The sequence below is a fragment of the Shewanella oncorhynchi genome (genome assembly GCF_012584455.1).
Lineage (GTDB): Bacteria > Pseudomonadota > Gammaproteobacteria > Enterobacterales > Shewanellaceae > Shewanella > Shewanella oncorhynchi.
Genome location: NZ_JABAEB010000001.1, coordinates 511,913 through 532,999 on the forward strand (window position 1 = coordinate 511,913; position 21,087 = coordinate 532,999).

19 protein-coding genes and 1 riboswitch are annotated in these 21,087 nt (G+C 46.0%); of the genes, 7 read left to right on the top strand and 12 right to left on the bottom strand.

Features of this window, described 5'->3' with window-relative positions; genetic code table 11:
* The first annotated feature begins 325 nt into the window (after positions 1-325).
* Positions 326-414: riboswitch (cyclic di-GMP riboswitch) on the top strand.
* A gap of 113 nt (positions 415-527) precedes the next feature.
* A complete protein-coding gene (locus tag HGO26_RS02200; protein ID WP_168822986.1) occupies positions 528-3,134 on the top strand; it encodes a glycosyl hydrolase family 18 protein in 2,607 nt (868 codons plus the stop codon).
* Positions 3,135-3,266: 132 nt separating this feature from the next.
* Here HGO26_RS02200 and bamJ read toward each other — a convergent pair whose 3' ends face one another.
* Positions 3,267-3,737 carry a BamJ family beta-barrel-assembly machinery protein gene (bamJ, locus tag HGO26_RS02205; RefSeq protein ID WP_168822988.1) on the bottom strand — a complete coding sequence of 157 codons (471 nt, stop codon included), beginning with the start codon at positions 3,735-3,737 and terminating at the stop codon, positions 3,267-3,269.
* 250 nt (positions 3,738-3,987) lie between these two features.
* On the opposite strand from bamJ, the gene HGO26_RS02210 reads away from it, so the two are divergent.
* Entirely contained in the window at positions 3,988-5,343 is a 1,356-nt protein-coding gene (locus HGO26_RS02210; protein ID WP_168822990.1) for a short-chain fatty acid transporter, read from the top strand.
* Between the two features lie 81 nt (positions 5,344-5,424).
* Here HGO26_RS02210 and HGO26_RS02215 read toward each other — a convergent pair whose 3' ends face one another.
* A complete protein-coding gene (locus HGO26_RS02215; protein ID WP_168822992.1) occupies positions 5,425-5,904 on the bottom strand; it encodes an HPP family protein in 480 nt (159 codons plus the stop codon).
* 276 nt (positions 5,905-6,180) lie between these two features.
* Here HGO26_RS02215 and HGO26_RS02220 point away from each other — a divergent pair, with 276 nt between their 5' ends.
* Positions 6,181-6,795, top strand: coding sequence for a TetR/AcrR family transcriptional regulator (locus tag HGO26_RS02220; RefSeq protein ID WP_168822994.1), 615 nt, complete (start codon positions 6,181-6,183; stop codon positions 6,793-6,795).
* Between the two features lie 93 nt (positions 6,796-6,888).
* Here the strand turns inward: HGO26_RS02220 and HGO26_RS02225 are convergent, their stop codons facing one another.
* The 4 genes from HGO26_RS02225 to HGO26_RS02240 form a co-directional block, all read right to left on the bottom strand.
* On the bottom strand, positions 6,889-7,410 hold the full coding sequence (locus HGO26_RS02225; RefSeq protein ID WP_247651444.1) for a DUF1294 domain-containing protein: 522 nt from the start codon (positions 7,408-7,410) through the stop codon (positions 6,889-6,891).
* A gap of 29 nt (positions 7,411-7,439) precedes the next feature.
* Complete coding sequence (locus tag HGO26_RS02230) at positions 7,440-8,645, bottom strand: DUF418 domain-containing protein (protein WP_168822996.1); 1,206 nt, start codon at positions 8,643-8,645, stop codon at positions 7,440-7,442.
* A gap of 199 nt (positions 8,646-8,844) precedes the next feature.
* Positions 8,845-9,282 carry a nucleoside deaminase gene (locus tag HGO26_RS02235; RefSeq protein WP_028761325.1) on the bottom strand — a complete coding sequence of 146 codons (438 nt, stop codon included), beginning with the start codon at positions 9,280-9,282 and terminating at the stop codon, positions 8,845-8,847.
* 65 nt (positions 9,283-9,347) lie between these two features.
* On the bottom strand, positions 9,348-10,265 hold the full coding sequence (locus tag HGO26_RS02240) for a LysR family transcriptional regulator (RefSeq protein WP_168822998.1): 918 nt from the start codon (positions 10,263-10,265) through the stop codon (positions 9,348-9,350).
* Positions 10,266-10,401: 136 nt separating this feature from the next.
* Between HGO26_RS02240 and xapA the strand changes: the two genes are divergently transcribed.
* A complete protein-coding gene (gene xapA / locus HGO26_RS02245) occupies positions 10,402-11,229 on the top strand; it encodes a xanthosine phosphorylase (RefSeq protein ID WP_168823001.1) in 828 nt (275 codons plus the stop codon).
* A 211-nt stretch (positions 11,230-11,440) separates the two neighbouring features.
* On the opposite strand, the gene HGO26_RS02250 is transcribed toward xapA, so the two are convergent.
* Complete coding sequence (locus HGO26_RS02250; RefSeq protein WP_168823003.1) at positions 11,441-11,941, bottom strand: hotdog fold domain-containing protein; 501 nt, start codon at positions 11,939-11,941, stop codon at positions 11,441-11,443.
* A gap of 224 nt (positions 11,942-12,165) precedes the next feature.
* Here HGO26_RS02250 and HGO26_RS02255 point away from each other — a divergent pair, with 224 nt between their 5' ends.
* On the top strand, positions 12,166-13,080 hold the full coding sequence (locus HGO26_RS02255) for a polyprenyl-phosphate transporter (protein WP_168823005.1): 915 nt from the start codon (positions 12,166-12,168) through the stop codon (positions 13,078-13,080).
* A gap of 227 nt (positions 13,081-13,307) precedes the next feature.
* Positions 13,308-14,882 (top strand): RCC1 domain-containing protein, encoded by a 1,575-nt coding sequence (locus HGO26_RS02260; RefSeq protein WP_168823007.1) that lies wholly within the window; start codon positions 13,308-13,310, stop codon positions 14,880-14,882.
* Between the two features lie 92 nt (positions 14,883-14,974).
* Here the strand turns inward: HGO26_RS02260 and HGO26_RS02265 are convergent, their stop codons facing one another.
* The 3 genes from HGO26_RS02265 to HGO26_RS02275 are packed head-to-tail and all read right to left on the bottom strand — an operon-like array spanning position 14,975 to position 17,367.
* Positions 14,975-15,634: a helix-turn-helix transcriptional regulator gene (locus HGO26_RS02265; RefSeq protein WP_113939392.1), complete on the bottom strand. Its 660-nt coding sequence runs from the start codon at positions 15,632-15,634 to the stop codon at positions 14,975-14,977.
* 50 nt (positions 15,635-15,684) lie between these two features.
* Positions 15,685-16,959: an L-cysteine desulfidase family protein gene (locus HGO26_RS02270; RefSeq protein WP_168823009.1), complete on the bottom strand. Its 1,275-nt coding sequence runs from the start codon at positions 16,957-16,959 to the stop codon at positions 15,685-15,687.
* Between the two features lie 24 nt (positions 16,960-16,983).
* Positions 16,984-17,367 (bottom strand): RidA family protein, encoded by a 384-nt coding sequence (locus HGO26_RS02275; protein ID WP_168823011.1) that lies wholly within the window; start codon positions 17,365-17,367, stop codon positions 16,984-16,986.
* A 256-nt stretch (positions 17,368-17,623) separates the two neighbouring features.
* Between HGO26_RS02275 and HGO26_RS02280 the strand changes: the two genes are divergently transcribed.
* Entirely contained in the window at positions 17,624-18,895 is a 1,272-nt protein-coding gene (locus HGO26_RS02280; protein ID WP_168823082.1) for an SLC5/6 family protein, read from the top strand.
* 112 nt (positions 18,896-19,007) lie between these two features.
* Here HGO26_RS02280 and HGO26_RS02285 read toward each other — a convergent pair whose 3' ends face one another.
* The gene (locus tag HGO26_RS02285) at positions 19,008-20,627 is read right to left on the bottom strand and encodes a methyl-accepting chemotaxis protein (protein ID WP_168823013.1); all 1,620 of its coding nucleotides are present in this window, start codon (positions 20,625-20,627) and stop codon (positions 19,008-19,010) included.
* Between the two features lie 44 nt (positions 20,628-20,671).
* Positions 20,672-21,082 (bottom strand): type 2 periplasmic-binding domain-containing protein, encoded by a 411-nt coding sequence (locus tag HGO26_RS02290; RefSeq protein ID WP_105251847.1) that lies wholly within the window; start codon positions 21,080-21,082, stop codon positions 20,672-20,674.
* Positions 21,083-21,087: the final 5 nt, after the last annotated feature.

Consider the following 21,087-nt stretch of genomic DNA (forward strand, 5'->3'; position numbering starts at 1 on the left):
GATCATAATGTTGCTCGACAATGGTTTGCGCCATGAATGTTTAGTGATTGAGGTTTAGCTGCATAAGCGACGTAAATTGTGAAATACAAAGCAGGACTTATGATGCCTTTGGCATATCGAGTCCTGTTTTTTTTATTCTTAAAGTATTCAGATAATCCTCATTATCCAAAGTAAATATTAGCGATAGTTTAATTTGCATAATTCCTTTCTTATCAGATGCCTAGTTCTATTTACGATTTTAGCCAATAACACAGTTGATAATATTTTGTTGCAATTTTATTGCGCTTACGCTTATGCTGATATTTGCAATGACAACGTTGTCATTGTGTGTAAAAGGCAAACCAGTTGAAAAACTGGGACGCAAAGCCTCCGGTCTAAGGGTTCGTCTGTACCTATGATAGCGGGGATACCACAGGTTTTTCTTCGTGCAGTTGTCAGTCGTTTTGCATGGTTTTAAGAGAGTGTTGTTTCCTGTCTACGCTTTGTTTGCCTTATTGATTCATATAAAAATTCAATAGGGATATCTCATGTTCAAGACTCAAATTTCAACATCAGCCTTGCTAGTGGCATCAGCGCTGGCATCTACCATCAGTGCCAGCGTTTTTGCAGCGGCGCCCGGTAAACCGACTTTAGGTTGGGGCGAAACTAAGTTCGCTATTATTGAAGTGAATCAAGCGGCTACCGCTTACAATCAATTAGTTACGGTGAAAGATGCCGCCGATGTCTCCGTCAGTTGGAACCTTTGGAGTGGCGATGTGGGCAATAGAGCCCAAGTGTTACTCAACGGCAATGTAGTTTGGGAAGGCCCATCTGGCGCGTCGGGAACCGCTAACTTTAAGGTGAACAAGGGCGGCCGTTATCAGATGCAAGTACAACTGTGTAACAGCGATGGCTGTACGGCGAGCGATGCTAAACAAATCCTCGTGGCTGATACCGACGGCAGCCATTTAGTGCCACTCAATGCTCCCCTAAAAGAAAACAACCGTCCCTATGCTAATAAATCAGGCAAAGTGGTGGGCGGTTACTTTGTCGAATGGGGCGTATACGGTCGTAAATTCCCGGTCGATAAGATACCTGCGCAAAACTTAACCCATATTTTATATGGCTTTACCCCAATTTGTGGTGGTGATGGCATCAATGATAGCTTGAAAGAAATCGAAGGCAGTTTCGAAGCGTTGCAACGTGCCTGTAGTGGTCGTGGTGATTTTAAAGTTGCGATTCACGATCCTTGGGCGGCGATTCAAATACCGCAGGCGGGAGTGAGTGAGCATTCAGATCCTTACAAAGGTAACTTCGGTCAATTGATGGCACTTAAGCAAGCACATCCAGATTTGAAGATTTTACCTTCGGTCGGTGGTTGGACCCTCTCGGATCCCTTCTTTTTCTTCGGTGATAAAACCAAGCGCGATATCTTTGTCGCTTCGGTGAAAGAGTTTCTACAGACCTGGAAATTCTTCGATGGCGTAGATATCGACTGGGAATTTCCAGGGGGGAATGGCGCTAACCCAAATTTAGGTAATGCCAATGACGGTGAAACCTATGTGACTCTGATGCGTGAACTGCGGGCGATGCTTGATGAACTAAGCGCCGAAACGGGTCGTACCTATGAGCTGACCTCAGCCATTAGCGCTGGTGACGATAAAATTCAAAAAGTCGATTATCAGGCTGCTCAGCAGTACATGGATTACATCTTCTTGATGAGTTACGACTTTAATGGTGGTTGGACTAATACTGAACTCGGCCATCAAACCAATCTGTATGAAGCGAGCTGGGATCCTAATACTCGTTACACCACAGCTAATGGCGTTAATGCGCTGTTAGGCCAAGGCGTGACCCCTGGGAAAATTGTGGTCGGTGCCGCTATGTACGGCCGCGGCTGGACAGGTGTCAATGGCTACAGTGGTAATAATCCTTTCACGGGAACGGCAACGGGCAAAGTGAAAGGTACTTGGGAAGCTGGTGTGGTGGATTATCGTCAGATAGCGAACGACTACATGGGAAGCGGTTGGACTTACAGCTATGACGAAACAGCTGAGGCGCCATCTTTGTTCAAGGCATCTACTGGCGATTTAATCACTTTCGATGATGCTCGTTCAGTTAAAGCTAAAGGGCAATATGTGCTTTCTAATCAACTTGGTGGGCTCTTTGCGTGGGAACTTGATGCCGATAATGGCGACATTCTGAATGCCATGCACGAAGGTTTAGGTCATGGTGAAGGCACCACTCCGCCAGTGAATAAAGCGCCCATTGCTAATGCGGGCACGGATGTGAATGTCACCGGTCCCGCCGATGTGACGCTCAATGGTAGCGGTTCGCGCGATCCTGAGAATAACGCGCTGACGTATCTTTGGACGCAAGTGTCTGGCCCAACAATTGCCATCGCAAATGCGGATATGGCGAGTGCGACTATTCAACTGGGAGCAACCCAAACCGATGTCGCCTATGGTTTTAGCCTTAAAGTCACCGATCCTGAAGGGCTATTTGCCAGCGATACTGTGCTGGTGACGAACAAGGCTTATACGCCTAATCAAGCACCTGTAGTGACTCTGGCTCCGACTGCGACAGTTGAAGCGGGTAAAACCGTCAGTATAGTAGCGAGTGCCTCCGATGCAGACGGTGATGCCTTAACCTACGCTTGGACTGTGCCCGCAGGCGTGTCGGCAACCGGGCAAAATAGTGCCACGTTAGTAGTTACTGGCCCCAATGTTACCGAAGCGACCCTCTATGGTTTGAGCGTGCTGGTTTCCGATGGTGCCTTAGATGCAAGTGCATCGACGAATCTGACTGTGACGCCAAAAGTGGTAGGCGGTGGTTGCGATGCAACCGATCCCAATGCCGGTAACTATCCTGCTTGGCAAACCAGTGTGGTGTATAACACTGGCAATACTGTGAGCCATAGTCAGTTGGTATGGAAAGCAAAGTATTGGACGCAGGGCAATACGCCATCTCGCACCGCAGACCAATGGCAGCTACTCAGCCAAGTTGATCTCGGTTGGGATGCGGGTGTGGTGTATAACGGCGGTCAAACTACTCGCTATAACGGTCGTGTTTGGAAGGCGAGTTACTGGACTAAAGGTGATGTACCGAGTGTTGCAGCAGTATGGGTTGATATTGGCGCGGCAACCTGCCAGTAATTATCCAAAATTTTGATATTATTGGTTAAAAAATAAAGCCCTGCGAAGATTCAGGGCTTTTTTCTTTATTAAGCGTTAGGTTTTTTTATGAATACAGCCGAATGCGTTAAGACAGACTCATTGAAGACTGATTTAATCAATCTTAAGCAGTTCCACATCAAAAATTAACACAGAACCACCACCAATCTTGCCCGTGCTACGGTTACCGTAGGCGAGTTCACTGGGAATAAAAAACCGCATTTTATCGCCAACAACCATAAGCTGTACGCCCTCAGTCCAACCTTTAATCACCCGATTAAGCGGAAATGCGATGGGTTCGCCGCGATCAACCGAACTGTCAAACACAGTACCGTCAATCAAAGTGCCATGGTAATGGACTGTCACTGTATCGCTGGCTTTAGGATGAACTGTGCCATCGCCCTGAGTTAATACTTGATATTGCAAACCTGAAGCAGTGGTGACCACATCTTCTTTGGTTTTGTTTTGTGTTAAAAACTCATTGCCTAAACGGATATTTTCTTGGGCGGCTTTTTGGCCGTTCATCGAGGTAAAGAAGTAAAAAATCACCCCAGCAATCACCACAACGGCAAGTAACATTTTCATATAAAGAGCACCTTAGTTAATTTTTGCCATATTATCAGTTTTTTAGCATCAGATGCTATCGGCACTCGCGTGTGCGTTGAGCGGGATATCTGGTGCTACCAGTTCAAACCGTTAAAAACTCCCTCAAGACTTTATCCTGCTTTAGAGATCGCTTAATCTGTTGGCTTAAGACTCAATTAAAATTCAATAAAAACAAATAAGAACTAGGGCGTGTTGACGTTTTAGTTCAGATAATAAACAAGGAAAGTCTATGTTAAACAAAGCGGCAAAACCTCTGGTCAAACTCGTCGACCGATATCTACCCGATCCCTATATTTTCGTGCTTTTACTTACCTTAGTCGTATTAATTGCTGCTGTGGTTGCCGAACATAAAACCCCGCTGGAAGTCATCAATTATTGGGGCGATGGCTTTTGGACGCTGTTAAGTTTTTCGATGCAGATGCTGTTAGTGCTGGTTGCAGGATTTATGTTGGCAAGCTCGCCGCCGATTAAAAAGCTGCTCGATGCCATTGCTGGATTGGCTAAGTCGGCACCACAAGCCATTATTTTAGTGACTTTGGTGTCACTGGCCGCCAGTTGGATTAACTGGGGTTTTGGGCTAGTGGTGGGCGCGTTATTTGCCAAAGCCTTAGCTCGCAAAGTAAAAGTGGATTATCGGCTGCTGGTCGCCAGCGCCTATTCCGGCTTTGTGGTTTGGCATGGTGGGCTTGCGGGTTCGATCCCATTAACCATAGCGACGGCGGGGCATTTCTCTGAACCGCAAATCGGTATCATCCCCACCAGTGACACCATTTTCGCGAGTTATAATTTATTGTTAGTGGCAATTCTGTTTGTGGTCATGCCCTTAGTGAATCGCTTTATGTTGCCTGAAGATAAGGACAGTGTTTATGTTGACCCAAGCGCCCTTGATGACAAAGACGCTGAACTTGATGCTTCGGCGTTAGAGCTTAACTCTGCAAATATGAGCGAGCGTCAGCCTGAAAGCCGTCCTGCGGATAAGTTAGAAAATAGCCGTTTACTCGGCTGGAGCGTTGGTGGCGCTGGGCTTGTATATTTAGGTTATTACTTTTGGGTGCAGGGCGGCAGCTTAAACCTCAATTTAGTGAATTTCTTATTTCTGTTCCTCGCCATACTGTTACATCAAACACCACGCAGTTTATTAACCAGCTTGAATGAGGCCATTAAGGGCGGCGCAGGTATTGTTATCCAATTTCCCTTTTATGCGGGCATTATGGCCGTGATGGTGCAATCGGGTTTAGCTCAAAGTATTTCGGAAGGTTTTGTGGCCATCGCTAGTGCCGAGAGCCTGCCATTTTGGAGCTTTATCAGTGCAGGAATTGTGAATATTTTTGTGCCATCGGGAGGTGGCCAATGGGCGGTGCAGGCACCGATTATGTTACCCGCCGCACAGGCTTTAGGTGCAGATGTCGCTCGGGTCGCAATGGCCGTTGCTTGGGGAGATGCGTGGACTAACTTGATTCAACCTTTCTGGGCACTGCCCGTGCTGGCGATTGCAGGCTTAAAAGCGCGGGATATTATGGGCTTTTGTTTAATGCAATTGATGATCACTGGTGTGATTATCAGTATCGCATTGAGCTGGTTTTAAAGGCAAAGTGGCAGCCAATTTTGCATTTTAGAGTAAAGTGTAGGGCAATTTTAAATTGCCCTTTTTATTGGCGATGAATGATTAAAACCACTTTTGTGGGTATTGTCGGCGGCAAAGTAAGTTGTGATACAGCCAACCAAAAGCCAGAATGAGTGCAACACCACTGGCGACGGGCATATACAGAAAATCCCAGTGCTGCGCCGTGAGCATAACGACCAGAGGATTTGCTCCCGCTGGTGGATGCACAGTATGAGTTAACATCATAACCGCTATGCCTAATCCGACCGCAAGCCCTAAGGCTAGCGGGGATACTCCTAAAGTATTTAGAATGATCAGTCCAACCAAACTTGTGAGTAAGTGGCCGCAGAAAATGTTTCTCGGTTGAGCGAGTGGACTTTCTGGCAAGGCAAACAACAACACCATAGTGGCACCAAAGGGGGCCATCAACCAAATGGTTTGCGGTGTTAGCTGTTCAAGCGTCGCTAAACTACTGATACACAACGTGGCTCCACACCCTGCGAGCAAGGCCATCTTTAGATTCTGTGGATTGATTCTTTGCATCTTTTCTCCCATTAATGGCTTGTGTTAAGCCCTTATTTTGATAATGAATTGTGGACGTGAATGTTCAGCAAACCATCGCCGCTAACATGCCGTGGTGTTCCGTGTTCACTCTTGATTTCACTATTAACTTAATTTAGTTACCGAAGTAGACAAATTTGTCTACCGATGTGAATGTTCTCACGAGTAGACTGACTTGTCTACTCGTGAGAAGATAGGACTCATATTTGTTAGCTAAGATTTGCTAACGAATGTTTACCAAAGAAGAGGAATGAGTTGATGCAGGGCACTGAGATTCAGGCAGGTACGCCATCGGATAAACGGCAGCAATTGGTCACTACCGCATTTAAACTGTTTTATTTTCAAAGTGTGCATGGGGTGGGGATTAACCAGATTTTGCAGGAATCGGCGATCGCCAAAAAAACTCTGTACCACCACTTTGCCAGTAAAGATGAGTTAGTTGAAGCCGTGGTTCGCTATCGTGATGAGGTATTTTATCAATGGCTTAGCGAGCGAGTGAACGCATTGCCAGCGGGACGGGAGGGCATTGGTGGGTTATTTATCGCGCTCGATGATTGGTTTAATCAAAGAGTGCCGCAACTGTGTGAGTTTCGCGGCTGTTTTTTTATCAATGTCAGCGCCGAATTTACTGAGCCGAGCCATCCAGTGCACCAACTCTGCGCCCTGCATAAACAGCGAGTGGCGAGTTTAATTGAACAGCAAGTATCGGCATTGGGGTTGCCAGAAGCTAAGACCCAATTTCTCGTTGCGGCAATAGGTTTACTCAAAGAGGGGGCGATAGTGTCGGCGCAACTAAAAGGTGACACTCAGTCAGCACTGTTGGCGTTGTCTGTGGTTGAGCAGTTGATCGATGCCGCGACTCATGCTGCTTAGAGTGCCACCCTCAGATGGCGATTCTTAGATAAGGCACCTCATATAAAAGCCTTTGTATAAAAGCCCTTACATAAAAGCTCTTACATAAGAGCATTAGATAAACATATCTACGGCGCCGGTTTTTATGCCATAACCCAGCACGGCTAAGTTAGCGACAACGGTGAGCCAAAAGACGTTTCTAAATGAGGCTTTAACGGACTTGTGTCTTAACAGGTTTTGGGCAAATAGAGCGCCGGGCCAACCGCCCATGAGGGCGAGCAGATGTAATGTGCTTTCTTTAGTGCGCCATTTGTTACGTTTAGCGGCGGATTTATCGATGGCATAGGCGATAAAGGTCAGCAGGCTTAGCGTGAGGTACATGCCCGCAATCCCGACTGGCAGCATATGTTGCTGCGCTGCGCCGATTAAGCCAGCAAGAAAAATTACCACCAATAACAGCGGCATAAGGCTTGAGCCTGAAGCGGCTGTATTGGATTTTTGAGTGCGGCTACTTTGGGCGCGATTGTTCTGTGTGCGACTGTTCTGAGCGCGACCGCTTTGTGCTCGATTCTTTTGCGGGCGATTGGTTTGAGGTGAAGCGCTGTTGCCCGTTTTGGTAGTTTTTTTGTTTGTCATTATCTGGTATCAATCTCGTGTCAGTGTTTTTAAGCTTGCTTGTGTTCTTGTGATGCCGTGTATTTTTTAAATGCGAGGTGGCGCCACAGTTTCTCTAGCGGCCCTTGTTTGAAATAGTGTAAGTACAGGCTGGCTAACAGTAATTGCACTACTGAATAAACCAGCGCCATGGCCATGTATCCCCATCTATCTAAGCTCAATAGCAATTCGGGAGCTAAGTGTCTAAACACTAACACGCCAACGATGGATTGCAGAATATAGAGACTAAACGCGAGTTTGCCAACATTTTGCAGCGGAGTCAGTATATTAGGATTATTCTGGCAAACTTTAACTATAATATGGATGTAAATCAGTGCCATAGGAATAGCACTTAGCATGATTAACACATCTGAAAACGCAACGAGAATGGTATTTTTCGTTAAACCTAAGATGGTATCAAGCAGTGATAGCGTTACGCTTGCTAGCACTAACTTCACCAGTACCGATTTGCTAAAACCTTGCTCAAAAATCCCCTGTTGATACAAAGCCATACCGAGCAACATCAAGCCAGCCGTAAACCACATTATGGTAAAAGGGATCACCAGTGCCATATAGCCAACTTGCATCAATTGCAGTAATAGTTGGTCGGCATAGCCAGAGGTCCATGCACTGTATTGCTCTGCAAATAGACTCGATTCTCGAGTGAAAGGTTCATCGCTGCCCGTAAGGCTAACCAGCGTAATGATAACTAAGGCGCTTAAAATAAAAATATTCGCTTTGCGCTTAAGGGCTTCAACACTTAAATCTTTGTAACACAAAGCTAAAAATCCGCTGATGCCATAGGTGAATAAAATATCACCTGACCAAATAAAAATGCCGTGGAGTAGGCCAAATACAATTAACCATTTTAAACGTGATCGCAGTAGGGGGTAAGCTTCTAGGCCTTTGGCGCTAAATCGCTGATATTGAATAAAAAGCCCGACGCCAAACAAGATGGAAAACAGACTGATAAAGCGTGCCTCGATGAAAAAGTTACTGAACACTTTGATAATGTGATCCGACAGCGGCTGTGTTTCATGGGGCGCATAGCCAAAAAAAGTAATGCCCATAAAATAGATATTCATAAAAAATATCCCCAACACGGCTAAGCCGCGAATAGCATCGAGGTTTGCATTACGCTGTGTGGGTATCGTCATTACAACAGGCTGTGTGGAGTCTGATCTTGACCAAGGGTCTTTAGGTAAGTTTGCTGACACGTTAGCTGAGTTCCTTTCGCTAGTAGACATGTTCCACTTTTCACTGGAATTTGGGAGGGCTAGCCTAGCAGGCGCTAGCCCCCAATGAAATACAGCCAACACAAAAAGTAAAATACAGGAAAGGTAGAAAGTGAAATAGCGCCAACGTAAAAAGTGAAATACAAAAATGCAGAAACGGATTGAGAAGACTGTCGAACCATTACTCGCCGATATCTTCGTTCCAGAGTGTGGGATTACTGGCGATAAAGTCCTGCATCAATTGTTTGCACTCGGCATTATCGACCACAGTGACATCCACACCGCGGGATTTTACATAGGCTTCAGGCCCTTGGAAGGTAGCGTTTTCACCGACGATGACTTTTGGTATGCCATAAAGTAATACTGCACCGCTGCACATATCGCAGGGCGATAGGGTGGAATACAAGGTCGCCCTTTGGTACTCGGCGGCGCTAAATCGGCCGGCATTTTCGAGACAATCCATTTCGGCATGCAGTACTGAACTGCCTTTTTGTACCCGTTTATTGTGGCCGCGCCCGACGATTTTGCCATCGATCACTAATACCGAACCAATGGGGATGCCGCCCTCGGCGAGTCCTTGTTTGGCTTCTTCAATGGCTGCCGCTAAAAATTCATCCATCTTGATATCCTTAAAATATGAACCCTGAGTATTGCACTCAGCATAGCACTCGTTTGGGAGACAATCTAAATGGTTTTGATTTGTTGCTTCAATAAGTTCCTCAGACTATCGAGAATCGGCAGCGAAGCCATTTCTGGCCGATAAATCAGGCAGATATCGGCGGGGATGGTTTGTTTTAACTTAATAAACTTTACTCTAGGCCAAGGTTGTGAAGCATAACTTTGCGGCACTATGGATACCCTGTTATCGGCAGCGATGATAGCCATCAAGCTATTGGGCTCGACCATTTCCTGTACTAATTGCGGCATAAATCCTGCGGCCTGACAGCTGGCGATAATCAAATCGCTAGAGGCGGAATTGGCACGGCTGAGTAAGGTAAAAGGCTCATCTTTGAGTTCACTCAAGTCGGTGCTTTTGCGTCTGGCTAAGGGATGCTTACTTGCCAGTGCTAACACCATAGGTTCGCTGGTGATGGTTTCGGCGAGAAGGTGCGGCAAATTTAAGGTGTCGGCGTAGCGCACTAGGCCAAAATCGATTTCTTGATGTGCTAAGGCGACTTTTTGAGTTTCAGGTGATAATTCTTGAAATATCAGGTCATTATCAGGGCATTGCTTGCGAAAGCTTTTCAGTATGTCACCAAATCCCATCCAAAACAGCGAGCTCATGATGCCAATCCGAATATGGTTTCTATCGAGTCGCCCAAGCTGAGCCACTTGTTCCAATGAGGTATTCACCAGCTCGAATATTTGTTCGCACTTCTCTCTTAACAATTGGCCATAGGGCGTGAGTTCGACCTGACGAGTGCTGCGGGTGAACAGCTCAACGCCAAGGAGCGATTCTAACTCTTTGATTTGTGCGCTCAGCGGAGATTTCGATAAATGCAGTTGCTCGGCGGCAGCGGTAAAGTTTTTCACTTCAGCCACTCGATGGAAATACCGCAGCATCTTCAAGGTGACGAGTTCAGGTGCGTTTATCTTGCTCATCTTAGGCTCACCATTTTCTAGTTATTGTCATTTTTATCAGCACAATAGTGCGATTAATCGCGATTATTTGCAACCCTAAGCCCGCTTATACTGAGGGTCGCTTACTCTTTCATTCCCTTGCTATGAGGTACCTTGTATGAGCCATGATCCCGTTATTAATGCCCTTGCGACGATTCGAGCCCGTAAACCGAATTTCTCACCCCGTGCTGCTATGATTTTGGGCTCAGGGCTTGGCGCGTTTGCCGATAATTTAGATAATAAAGTGGTGATCCCCTATGAAGAGTTAGACGGTTTTCCTGTGAGTACCGTCGTCGGCCACTCGGGAGAGCTTGTGCTCGGCAGCTTACATGGCATCGATATAGTGTGCATGAAAGGCCGCGGGCATTTTTACGAGCATCAAAGCATGAAGGTGATGAGGACGCCTGTGCGTACTTTCAAACGTTTAGGGTGTGAATTGTTACTCGTGACTAACGCTGCGGGGTCATTACGGCCAGAGCGGATCGGCGTGGGATCATTAGTGATTTTCAGCGATCACATTAATACTATGCCGGGTACGCCCATGACGGGCGCAAATGATGATAGCTACGGCCCACGCTTTTTTAGCCTAGCCAATGCTTATGATAAAGACCTGAGAGCAGAAGCCTTAAGTGTTGCAAAAGCCGCAGGCATTGAAGTGAATCAAGGGGTCTTTGTGTCTTACTCTGGCCCGTGTTTTGAAACCGCGGCTGAAATCCGCATGATGCAAATCATCGGTGGCGATGTAGTGGGTATGTCCGTGGTGCCAGAGGTGATTTCGGCGGCGCATTGTGGTTTGCCCGTGTTGGCTGTGTGCGCCATTACCAATATGGCAGAAGGGTTGGGGGACGTGCAGTTATCCCATGAACAAACCTTAAAATGTGCCAAGCTTGCTGAAGCCGACTTTATCCGTTTAATTGAGCAATTTACCGCAAGCCATTTCGCTTAATATTTTGCATAACGGTGCAGCTATATTGCGATAGGGCTGGGATTTTAAAAGCTCGTATCTAACAGTTCGTACTTAAACGTGAGCGAGCAAGGCGCCGCACAATTCATTTCCCCGAATGTTTTTGCGAAATACGGCTGAAGGTTAAAAAGTAAAGGGAGCAAAGCTCCCTTTTTAAATGCTGATATTAAGTGTAAGTCTTGATTCAAAACGTTTATTTTTGCGGTTTTTCTGAAATCCACAATTTGATATGTCCTTTCACCACAACCACTCCTTGGGTGTCGTAGGCGGTAACGGGGACCAGCATATCGCCAGGAGTCCATTGCTCTGGTGCCACTTCGGCGACACATAAAATATCGCTGCCTGCTTTAGCCGTATAATCCAAACTCATGCCCTTAGGTATCCAACGTAAATGTTTTGGAATTGAAGCTTCGGCCATCACGCCCATGGCCATTTCTAGACCATTACAAATCGCAATCACATGCACTGTTTTTATATGATTATGAACGGCATGGCGTTTTTTAATTAAACAGGCGCAATGATTAAGGCGTAATTCAGTGATCAGTGGTTTGATGGTGCCGAAATAGGGCGCCATGCGTGAAACCATGATTGAAAACAGTTTTTGGCCGAAGGGATAACGGCGAGTTTTGTGGTAGAGCGCGAGCACTTTATTAGGTTTTTGTTCTGCAGTGCTAGAAGAGTCTGTCTGGCTCATGGTCATCCTTAATAATGGTGCAAAGGGGTGTTGTTATCTTGAGCCTGTTCCAAGTTGAGCTTGGGTTGCTCTGGTCGGATGAGTGTAACATTAGGATAACAACAAATACCAGTCGGCTTAATTAAGTAAACTTCATTTCGCTGTTTTAAGTGTAACACCGTATAATTGCGGCCAATTTGTCGTGTAGCGGCAATGGCATGTTGATTTAACTACAAGGACTCACAGTGAAATATTTGCTGACGTATTTTAAGGGAATGGCCATGGGCGCTGCTGATGTTGTGCCTGGCGTTTCGGGCGGCACCATAGCGTTTATTACCGGTATTCTCGATACTTTGCTCGATAGTGTAAAACGCATTAATCCTTCCCTTTGGGGTGTAATCAAGTCGCAGGGCATAAAAGGGGCATTTGCCCATATTAATGGTGGCTTTTTAGTGAGTCTGCTGGCGGGGATCCTGACCAGTATTTTTACCTTTGCGAAGCTGATTTCTTGGTTGTTGGCGGTACATCCCATCCCGATCTGGTCGTTCTTTTTTGGGCTTATTCTTATCTCTGTCGTGCATATGCTTAAGCAAGTGAGTGGTTTCACTGTGGCACGTTTAGGTTTATTTGCGCTTGGTGTGCTGGCTGCATGGGCGATTACTGTACTGAATCCGGTCGCGGTAGAAGCCAGTTACATGAATATCTTTTTCGGCGGCGCGATTGCGATTTGCGCTATGGTATTGCCGGGAATTTCAGGCAGTTTCATCTTATTATTGTTAGGGTTATATCCTGTGGTCCTCGCTGCCGCTAAAAATATTCAGCTGGATATTTTGGCCTGTTTTGCTGCTGGTGCCGTGATGGGATTACTGACGTTCAGCCATTTATTGTCGGCGCTGCTGCGTAAATACCATGATGCCACTATCGTGTTTCTAACCGGATTAATGTTAGGTACCTTAGGTAAAATTTGGCCATGGAAAGAAATCTTAACTTGGCGGACTAACTCCCACGGCGAACAAGTACCTTTGCTGGAGCAAAATATTTCCCCGCTTAATTTTGAGCAAGTAACGGGTCAGCCTTCACAACTGCTGTTCGCCATTGTGTGTATGTTAGCGGCGATTGCACTGGTTTGGGGGTTAGAGAAAGTGGGCAAAAGAGATTAGCCCTTTGTTACCTCAACATCATATCCAATAAAAGCAGCGAGATACGCTGCTTTTATTTTTTTGCTCATATGCTCATCTTACTTGAATCTGGTCAGCTTTCGACTTTAGGGCAATGTCATTTTAGCCCTGTTTTGGTTACAATCACAGTTCACATTTAGCGTACTCAGTCGACGTTATGTTCTAGTTTAAACTCAGTGAGAGTTTGCAGTTACGATAAGGATATACTTGTGGATAAAAAACAGGTCTCGTGGGGCGGTGTAGCGCTGGCGATTTTTGCTTTGGGTCATGTGGTTAACTTACTCATAGATAAACAGGATTCTGATATATCGCCCGAATTAAAACAGCAAATTTCTGACACGATCTTGGCTCACAGATCACCATCCACCACGAATAATTCATTAACGTCCATCCCGAGCAATCTTGAGGTGGCCGACGATTCTACCAAAATCCCTATGCCTGCCCAGTTAGCCCAAGTGAGTCAAATCTACAGTAATCTCAGTGCATTTGCGGTACTCAAGCAAGACGGTACTGTGGTGGCATGGGGCGATGCTGAATGTGGTGGCGATATCAATAATGCCGCAGAGCCTCTGGTCAATGTAAAAGAGTTATACGCGGCGGAGAATACCTGTGGTTTTGCGGCCTTAACCCGTGATGACAAACTTATCCCTTGGGGGATGGGGATGAAGCAAGTGCTGACAGGCGTTCGTTCTTTTGTGTTGGCAGAAGGGCTTTATGCGGCCATCAAACAAGATGGTAGTGTAGTCAGTTGGTCTAATCTGGATTCAACACCAGCCGAACTGCTCTCGGGTCAATATGCGGCGCCTGCGATGACCAATATTGATTTTGTGTTGATTAATAAAGGTGCCTTTGCTGCCTTAAAGCTGGGGGGAGCAGTAGTGACTTGGGGCGATGCCGCTTATGGTGGCGATAGTCGCCACGTGGCCTCTGAGCTTAACCATGTCGATCTGCTCTATGCCAACAATAATGCTTTTACCGCGAGGACGGCGACGGGAAAATTAGTGTCTTGGGGCGGGGTCAGCGATGATCAAAAAGGCCACGAACAACTGGCAAAACTCAGCCAATTAGCGCCTGCCGTGAAAGTTGTCAACACGGATCATGGGTTTGCGGCGCTGCTGGCGGATGGCAGCGTATATACCTGGGGTGAGGGCGAATTGACTGAGTATCACGTCGCGTTTCCAGCGCGTTTATCTACTACAAAACGCGCCAATAAAGTGATTGATATTTATGCAAATCGTGGCGCGTTTGCCGCCTTAACCATCAGTCGTCAACTGCACGTATGGGGCAGTAAATTCAATGGTGCCGATACATCAGTCCTACAGGATAAGTTGCAAAAAGTGCACAAGGTTTATCCCTTTGAGGAGGGGTTTGTCGCGCTACGCAAGGATAATACGGCTATTGCTTGGGAAGGTTGGGACTTGGTAGACAAGCAACCACGTTATCAAGAAGTCACTCAGGTGAGTAAAGTGGTGACCTATGAGCGGGAGTTTGCCTTTTTAAAACAGGATGGCACTGTGGTTGATGGCCACTCTGGACCCAAAACTGAAATTACCCAAGCAACGGATATTTTCCCGACAGGCTTAGGGTTTACGGTTAAACGCCAAGATGGTTCGATTGCGGTGTGGATGGGAGGCGAGGCTGCGTTAACATTAGATAAACAAGCCGTTGATTTGAGCCAAATGCGCGACATTCGCAGCAATTTGCTCGATGCCATTGCCTTAATGGCCGATGGCACAGTGCAGGCATGGAATATGATGGGCTTTAGCGGACAAGCTGCGCAATAACAAGCGCAATCACAAGTGCAAAAATAATAAAACCAAAGGGCTAAGGTTATTTACACCTTAGCCCTTTCTATTTAGGCGAGTTTTTTCTCGCTTTAAGCTTGATTGGCTTTGATTTCCCGCAGATAGCGATAAATCGAATGCACCGAAATCCCCAATCGAGTGGCCGCGACTTGGGCACTGTCCTTGAGTTCGAAAATCCCTAACTCATGCAATTGATTGACGATTTCGCGACTCTTTTGTGAAGGTGAAATCGCGGGATTCGCGCGAACCTCATGGTTCACACTGTCGATAGTGCTATGGAGCGCTTCATCGATATTGCGGGCAAACACCTCGGGCGAGCTGGTCAGTTCGCTGCCAAGGAGTTGCTCTGGCATCATAGTGCGCAGTACTGATTGCAGTGGTGCATCCATGTCGCTATTAATACACAGTAACCCTATGGGTTGATTTTTACTGTTACGGATCACCGTCGTAATTGATCTTAGCGTCTTACCATTGGCACATTTAGTCAGGTAAGAGTTGGAAATATCCTGACCGGTTTTGAGCTTGAGCAAGGCAAGGTTGGTTATTGGAGCACCCACTTCACGGCCTGTGACATGGCCATTGGCAATTTTGACCACAGACGGATGTTTCGCATCTAGGCTGTGCAATACCACTTCTGTGTGTTGACCATACATGGCAGCGATGCCATCGACGATATTTTCGATGGATTTCAGAATATCCAGATCACTTTGCGTTAAATCTTGCAGTTTCACAATTTCAACCTTTAGTTATTAACCCGCCAATATTCAGCGGGTTAAAATCATTATGCCGACATAATATCGATAATAGTGACATCTGTGGATGACATGCCATTGAGGATCATTTTGCCAATGTTTTTAATGGTTTTCTCTACATCGGTAGCAATAATACCTTGGCCTGAGACATTGTGACTACTGAGCGCCATCAAAAATGAGCGCACGGCCGCACTGGATGAAGTGCTAACCTTCATGGCGCAGGACGCTTTAGCGCCGTCACACACCATGCCAGAGCTGTCGCTGATCACGTTTTGAATCGCGAAACAGGATTGTTCGAATGAGCCACCAGCTAAATACACCATGGCCATAGAAGCGGCTGCGCTGGTGACGGTATTGCCACAAAATGCCGACAGTGGTGGGTAATGGGACTTGATATAAATCGCCCCTAGATGGCTCATAATCAAGGCGCGGGCGAGTTTCTCTTCCGAAACCTTATAGCATTGTGCCGTCAATACCACAGGGATTGTTGCCGCTATGCCTTGATTACCACTACCAAGATTGCTCATGGCGGGCAAGTTCGCCCCGCCCATGCGAGCATCGGATGCTGCAGCAGTTAACATGACAATTTTATTCAGTAAGTCTTCTCCGATAATGCCGGCGGCTATGCCGCTTTTCATGGTGCGGCCGACTTCCAGCCCATAGGGATTCGCCATGCCTTCATCGGATAATTTGCCGTTTAGCTCAGAGGCTTCGAGGATGAATTTGATCTCTTCGAAGGGGACTTCTTCGGCGAAGCGATAAATGGACTCGATAGTGATATCCACGCCTTCACAGATGGAACCAGTGGCTTTAGCTTGCGTGCTATCGATACTGAAGACGGATTCGCCGTTGAGGCGCTTCTCGGCGATCAGTGTATGGCCGCCGCAGATTTTCACTAGGGCTTCGCGGTCGCCTTTTTTCGCGATGACACAACAATAGATAAATTCTGCTGTTTCGGTGCGCTCGACCGTCACCTTGCCCGCATCGATAAGGGCCTGTGCTCTGGCGACTTGTTCTGGCGTGATCACGGCCAATACTTCTAAGCCCGCATCCGGATTACCCGCAATGGCGCCTGCTGCAGCGGCAATTGCCAGACCGATTTTGCCTGTGCCAGGCACAAACACGCCCATAGAGTTTTTATAAAGATTGTCAGACACTTGTACTGCAATTGAATCGGGTTCAACACCCAGCAAGGCGCGGGCGACGGCGGCGGCGTAAGCGGCGGCGATGGGCTCTGTGCAGCCTAATGCGGGCTTAACCACTTGTTTAATGATTTGAATATACTGCTGCCATTGGGGTTTCATGAGCTTACAACCTTATGTTAATGCTTAAATTTTAACGTGTGCTATCGCTTCAACTTCTACTTTAACGCCCAGTGGAAGGTCCTTCACCGCAAAACAGCTACGAGCTGGGCAGTCGGTTTTAAAATAGGTTTTATACACTTCGTTAAAGGCGGCAAAGTCACTGATCTCTGCAAGATAACAAGTGGTTTTAAGAATCGTGTCTAAGCTGCCACCACCTGCTTCGAGCACGTATTTGAGATTCTCTAATGATTGAATCGATTGCTCAGTAATCCCACCGTCAACTACGCTGCCTTTCTTTTTACAAACAGGGAGTTGGCCAGAGGTAAAAATGAGGTTGCCATAGGCTGTGCCATGGGAATAAGGGCCAATGGCCGCGGGAGCACGTTCTGCGTGAATAATGGTTTTCATTGTCTCTCCAACTTGCAAATAAAATTGAATGCCTAGGTCGGCGTATGTGCAACATTATTTGTATTTTTATGTTTTATTGCAATTATTTTTTAATGAATTTCATTTTACACTGCGGTTTGTGCGCTATTTATCTCGTTTTCAGTCAAGTTGTGAGCTTTAACTCTTTGTTCAACAAAAGTTGAGTATTTTGATTGCTGAGTTTGTTTTGTTCAAATATATTTGCACAAAATAATACCAACTAGGTAAAGGTGAAATGATGGATGCAACAATTACTGCTGCACAGTGGAAAGCAGATACCCGCTTCGATAGTACGGATTGGGGCTGGATTATCATGAGTATCGGAATGGCGATTGGCGCGGGGATCGTATTCTTGCCTGTGCAGGTCGGTTTGATGGGGTTATGGGTTTTCTTACTGTCTGGCATTATTGGCTATCCTGCCATGTATATGTTCCAACGGTTGTTTATCAATACCTTAGCGGAATCTCCAGAATGTAAGGATTACCCGAGTGTGATTTCGGGTTACTTAGGTAAAAACTGGGGTATGTTGTTGGGTGGTTTGTATTTCATCATGTTGGTTATTTGGGTGTTCGTTTATTCAACGGCCATTACAAACGACAGTGCTTCATTTTTGCAAAGTTTTGGGATCACCAAAGCATTATTGTCAGAAAATCCTTTCTATGGTTTAGCCTTGATCTGCGGTCTTGTTGCTTTAGCCTCCCGCGGTGAGAATCTTTTGTTTAAGATCTCTACTTTTATGGTACTGACTAAGTTGGGCGTTGTCGCCGTGTTAGGGTTATTGATGGTGGATAAATGGGATATCAATAATATCGGCGCTATCCCAGCAACGGGAGATTGGTTGAAAGATGCGGTCGTTATGCTGCCCTTTACGCTAACATCGATTCTGTTTATTCAAAGTTTAAGCCCTATGGTGATTTCATACCGTTCGCGGGAAAAATCCCTTGCGGTAGCGCGCTTTAAAGCGATGCGCGCCATGAACATTGCCTTTGGCGTCTTGTTTGTCGTGGTGTTCTTTTATGCCGTGTCATTCACCCTAGCAATGGGACATGATCAGGCTGTGCGTGCATCGGAAGAAAATATCTCGGCTCTTGCTATGGTTGCCCAAGGTATGCAGGGACAAACACTGAAATTGCTGAGTTTAACCTTGAATATTTTTGCGGTGATGACGGCTTACTTTGGCGTATATCTTGGTTTTAGGGAAGCTTGCCAAGGATTGACCATGAACATGCTGCGCCGTTATATGCCTGAAGATCGTATCAACAAAAAGCTTGTTGGTTACGGCATCATGATTTTTACCATTCTATTATCTTGGGGCGCGATTGTGTTGAATGCGCCAGTGCTGAGCTTTACGTCGATTTGTAGTCCAATTTTTGGTTTAGTCGGTTGTTTGATACCCGCTTATTTAGTGTACCAAGTACCTGCATTACATAAGTACAAGGGCGTGTCGCTGTATATCATTATTATCACAGGCTTATTGCTGTGCGTATCCCCCTTCTTAGCGTTTAGTTAACACGGATAAAGTGGTACAAAAAGATAAGCTTTAAGGAATTAAAAACCGGTATTAAGTGTAAACTCAATACCGGTTTTCTATGTTTGGCAATCATCTCGATAATGCTCTATGGTCAAAGTTTGAATTGAGATGTGGCGTTTTTTAGTTCATCGGCAAAATCGACTAATCCCTCAGAAACATTGCGAACCTGCGACAGAATTTGCAATGTCTGTTCAAATGAAGCGTTCATATTGACGACGTTATCGACCACTTGAGAAGCAACCGAGGCTTGCTCCTCCGTTGCCGAGGCGATGTGAGTATTCATACTATTGATGCTGACAATCTGCTGTTGAATTGATTTCAGAGCGCTCCCTGTATTTTGAGCATTGGTTTCATTTTCCGATGACTTCGACATCGCCACATTCATGGTATTGACCGAGGAAATGGCCGCCGTTTTAAGGTTTTGTAACACATGGCGAATTTCAGTGGTTGCATCGGCTGTTTTAGAGGCAAGGGCGCGGACCTCATCAGCGACTACGGCAAAGCCTCGTCCTTGCTCACCCGCGCGGGCGGCTTCGATGGCGGCATTAAGTGCCAACAGGTTGGTTTGCTCGGCAATAGAGGTAATCACATTTAAGATAGAAGTGACATTTTCAGTATCTCTAGCGAGCTCGTTGATCGAGTTAGAAGCCGCCTGAATTCCTGTATTTAATTGCTGTGAAATATCGATTGTGCGCTGAACGACTGTCATACCTTGCATCGCTTCTTTCTCCGCGACCTGTGCTGCACTGGCGGCTTGGCGGGCATTTTGCGAGATTTCGATGACAGAGTGACGCATGTCTTCCATTGAGACTTGTACTGCGCTGGCATCATGGCTTTGCCGCTGGGTGGCATGCGTCGCATCTTCCATGCGCTGTTTGAGTGAGCGCGAGCTATCAAGTAAGGGATCGGTAACATTCACCACCCTTCGAATAGAATCTCCGAGCAAGCGAAGAAATCGATTGAAGTTACTTGATACTTGGCCGAGTTCATCGCTACCAGATACTTTGAGCTGATGACTAAGATCGCCTTTTCCATCGGCCAGCTCACTCAGTGACTGGGCGACATTACGCGCAGATGAGCTGATAGCGCGTGCTATGGCAATAGTGACAATCAACATCACGATCAGCAAAGCGATGCCGATGGAGAGGGTGAGCCACAAACTTTGCGCAGATCTGTCGCCAGCTTCTTTTATCGATTGTTTAAATTCGAGTACTTTGCTTTGTTTGTAATCTTGTATTTCATTAAGTACAGCTTCATAGGCTTGGGATTTTTCTTGGCTGATCTGGCCAATGTTTGCCATATCAATCGTACCCGCCAACATGCCTTTAGCCAGCTTAATCGTCATGTCGTTATAGCGGGTTAATTTAGCGGATAGATTGCTGAGTTTATTGGCTTGTGAGGGATCGACACTATCTAATTGTTGTAGGTTTTTACGTAAAGATTCATACATAGTACCTGCATTTGTTAACAGGTCTTCGTCGGCAAAAGAAACCGATTGAGTGTAAAGTTCATCGAGTCGTTGGATAAAAAACACGTTTTGATTGGCGAGTTCAACTCTTTGGTAAACTTGCTGCTCCATATAATTAAGTGTGGTGCGATTTTTATTTATGGAGATGACACTAATGCTTAAGTTTAAAGCGAAAATGATGACAGCTAAAATAAATATCGCGATAACTTTTTTAAAAATAGAAATATCATTAAAGAAATTCATCCCTTGCCCCCAAGTTGTGCCGAGCTTGAGCTCGGCACTCCAATCTAAAACTCGGCAATAACTTTTACCGAATCATTGGCCTCACTACTATCAATATAGCCAATAATATTGGGGTTCGATGCAACTAATTTTATCATCTCCGCCCCACTAGTGACTTCCTTGGGTGGCGTTCCTTTGCCTGTAAATACTTTTTGTGACCAATATGACTTAAGTTGGCTGGATGACTTGCCCAGCACTTTAGTATCAAAGGTTTCCCTTAAGGGCATAGCACTGTCAAGATTGACTGGCACGGCCTGCGCTCCACCAGGAAAGGTCTTTGTTTTCCCTAGAAAAATATTTTCAATAACCTTTTGGTCGACAGTGTCTGCATTACTGGGATGAACGATGACAACCACACCAGCAAATAGTGGCATTGAGACTAAGCTGAGTAGGATTAAGCAAAGTAACTTATTCATTTCTC

Excerpts from the sequence above, each read along its gene's own strand:
- HGO26_RS02200 (WP_168822986.1), top strand. The coding sequence starts at position 528 with ATGTTCAAGACTCAAATTTCAACATCAGCCTTGCTAGTGGCATCAGCG.
- bamJ (WP_168822988.1), bottom strand. The coding sequence starts at position 3,737 with ATGAAAATGTTACTTGCCGTTGTGGTGATTGCTGGGGTGATTTTTTAC.
- HGO26_RS02210 (WP_168822990.1), top strand. The coding sequence starts at position 3,988 with ATGTTAAACAAAGCGGCAAAACCTCTGGTCAAACTCGTCGACCGATAT.
- HGO26_RS02215 (WP_168822992.1), bottom strand. The coding sequence starts at position 5,904 with ATGCAAAGAATCAATCCACAGAATCTAAAGATGGCCTTGCTCGCAGGG.
- HGO26_RS02220 (WP_168822994.1), top strand. The coding sequence starts at position 6,181 with ATGCAGGGCACTGAGATTCAGGCAGGTACGCCATCGGATAAACGGCAG.
- HGO26_RS02225 (WP_247651444.1), bottom strand. The coding sequence starts at position 7,410 with ATGACAAACAAAAAAACTACCAAAACGGGCAACAGCGCTTCACCTCAA.
- HGO26_RS02235 (WP_028761325.1), bottom strand. The coding sequence starts at position 9,282 with ATGGATGAATTTTTAGCGGCAGCCATTGAAGAAGCCAAACAAGGACTC.
- HGO26_RS02240 (WP_168822998.1), bottom strand. The coding sequence starts at position 10,265 with ATGAGCAAGATAAACGCACCTGAACTCGTCACCTTGAAGATGCTGCGG.
- xapA (WP_168823001.1), top strand. The coding sequence starts at position 10,402 with ATGAGCCATGATCCCGTTATTAATGCCCTTGCGACGATTCGAGCCCGT.
- HGO26_RS02250 (WP_168823003.1), bottom strand. The coding sequence starts at position 11,941 with ATGAGCCAGACAGACTCTTCTAGCACTGCAGAACAAAAACCTAATAAA.
- HGO26_RS02270 (WP_168823009.1), bottom strand. The coding sequence starts at position 16,959 with ATGAAACCCCAATGGCAGCAGTATATTCAAATCATTAAACAAGTGGTT.
- HGO26_RS02275 (WP_168823011.1), bottom strand. The coding sequence starts at position 17,367 with ATGAAAACCATTATTCACGCAGAACGTGCTCCCGCGGCCATTGGCCCT.
- HGO26_RS02280 (WP_168823082.1), top strand. The coding sequence starts at position 17,624 with ATGGATGCAACAATTACTGCTGCACAGTGGAAAGCAGATACCCGCTTC.
- HGO26_RS02285 (WP_168823013.1), bottom strand. The coding sequence starts at position 20,627 with ATGAATTTCTTTAATGATATTTCTATTTTTAAAAAAGTTATCGCGATA.
- HGO26_RS02290 (WP_105251847.1), bottom strand. The coding sequence starts at position 21,082 with ATGAATAAGTTACTTTGCTTAATCCTACTCAGCTTAGTCTCAATGCCA.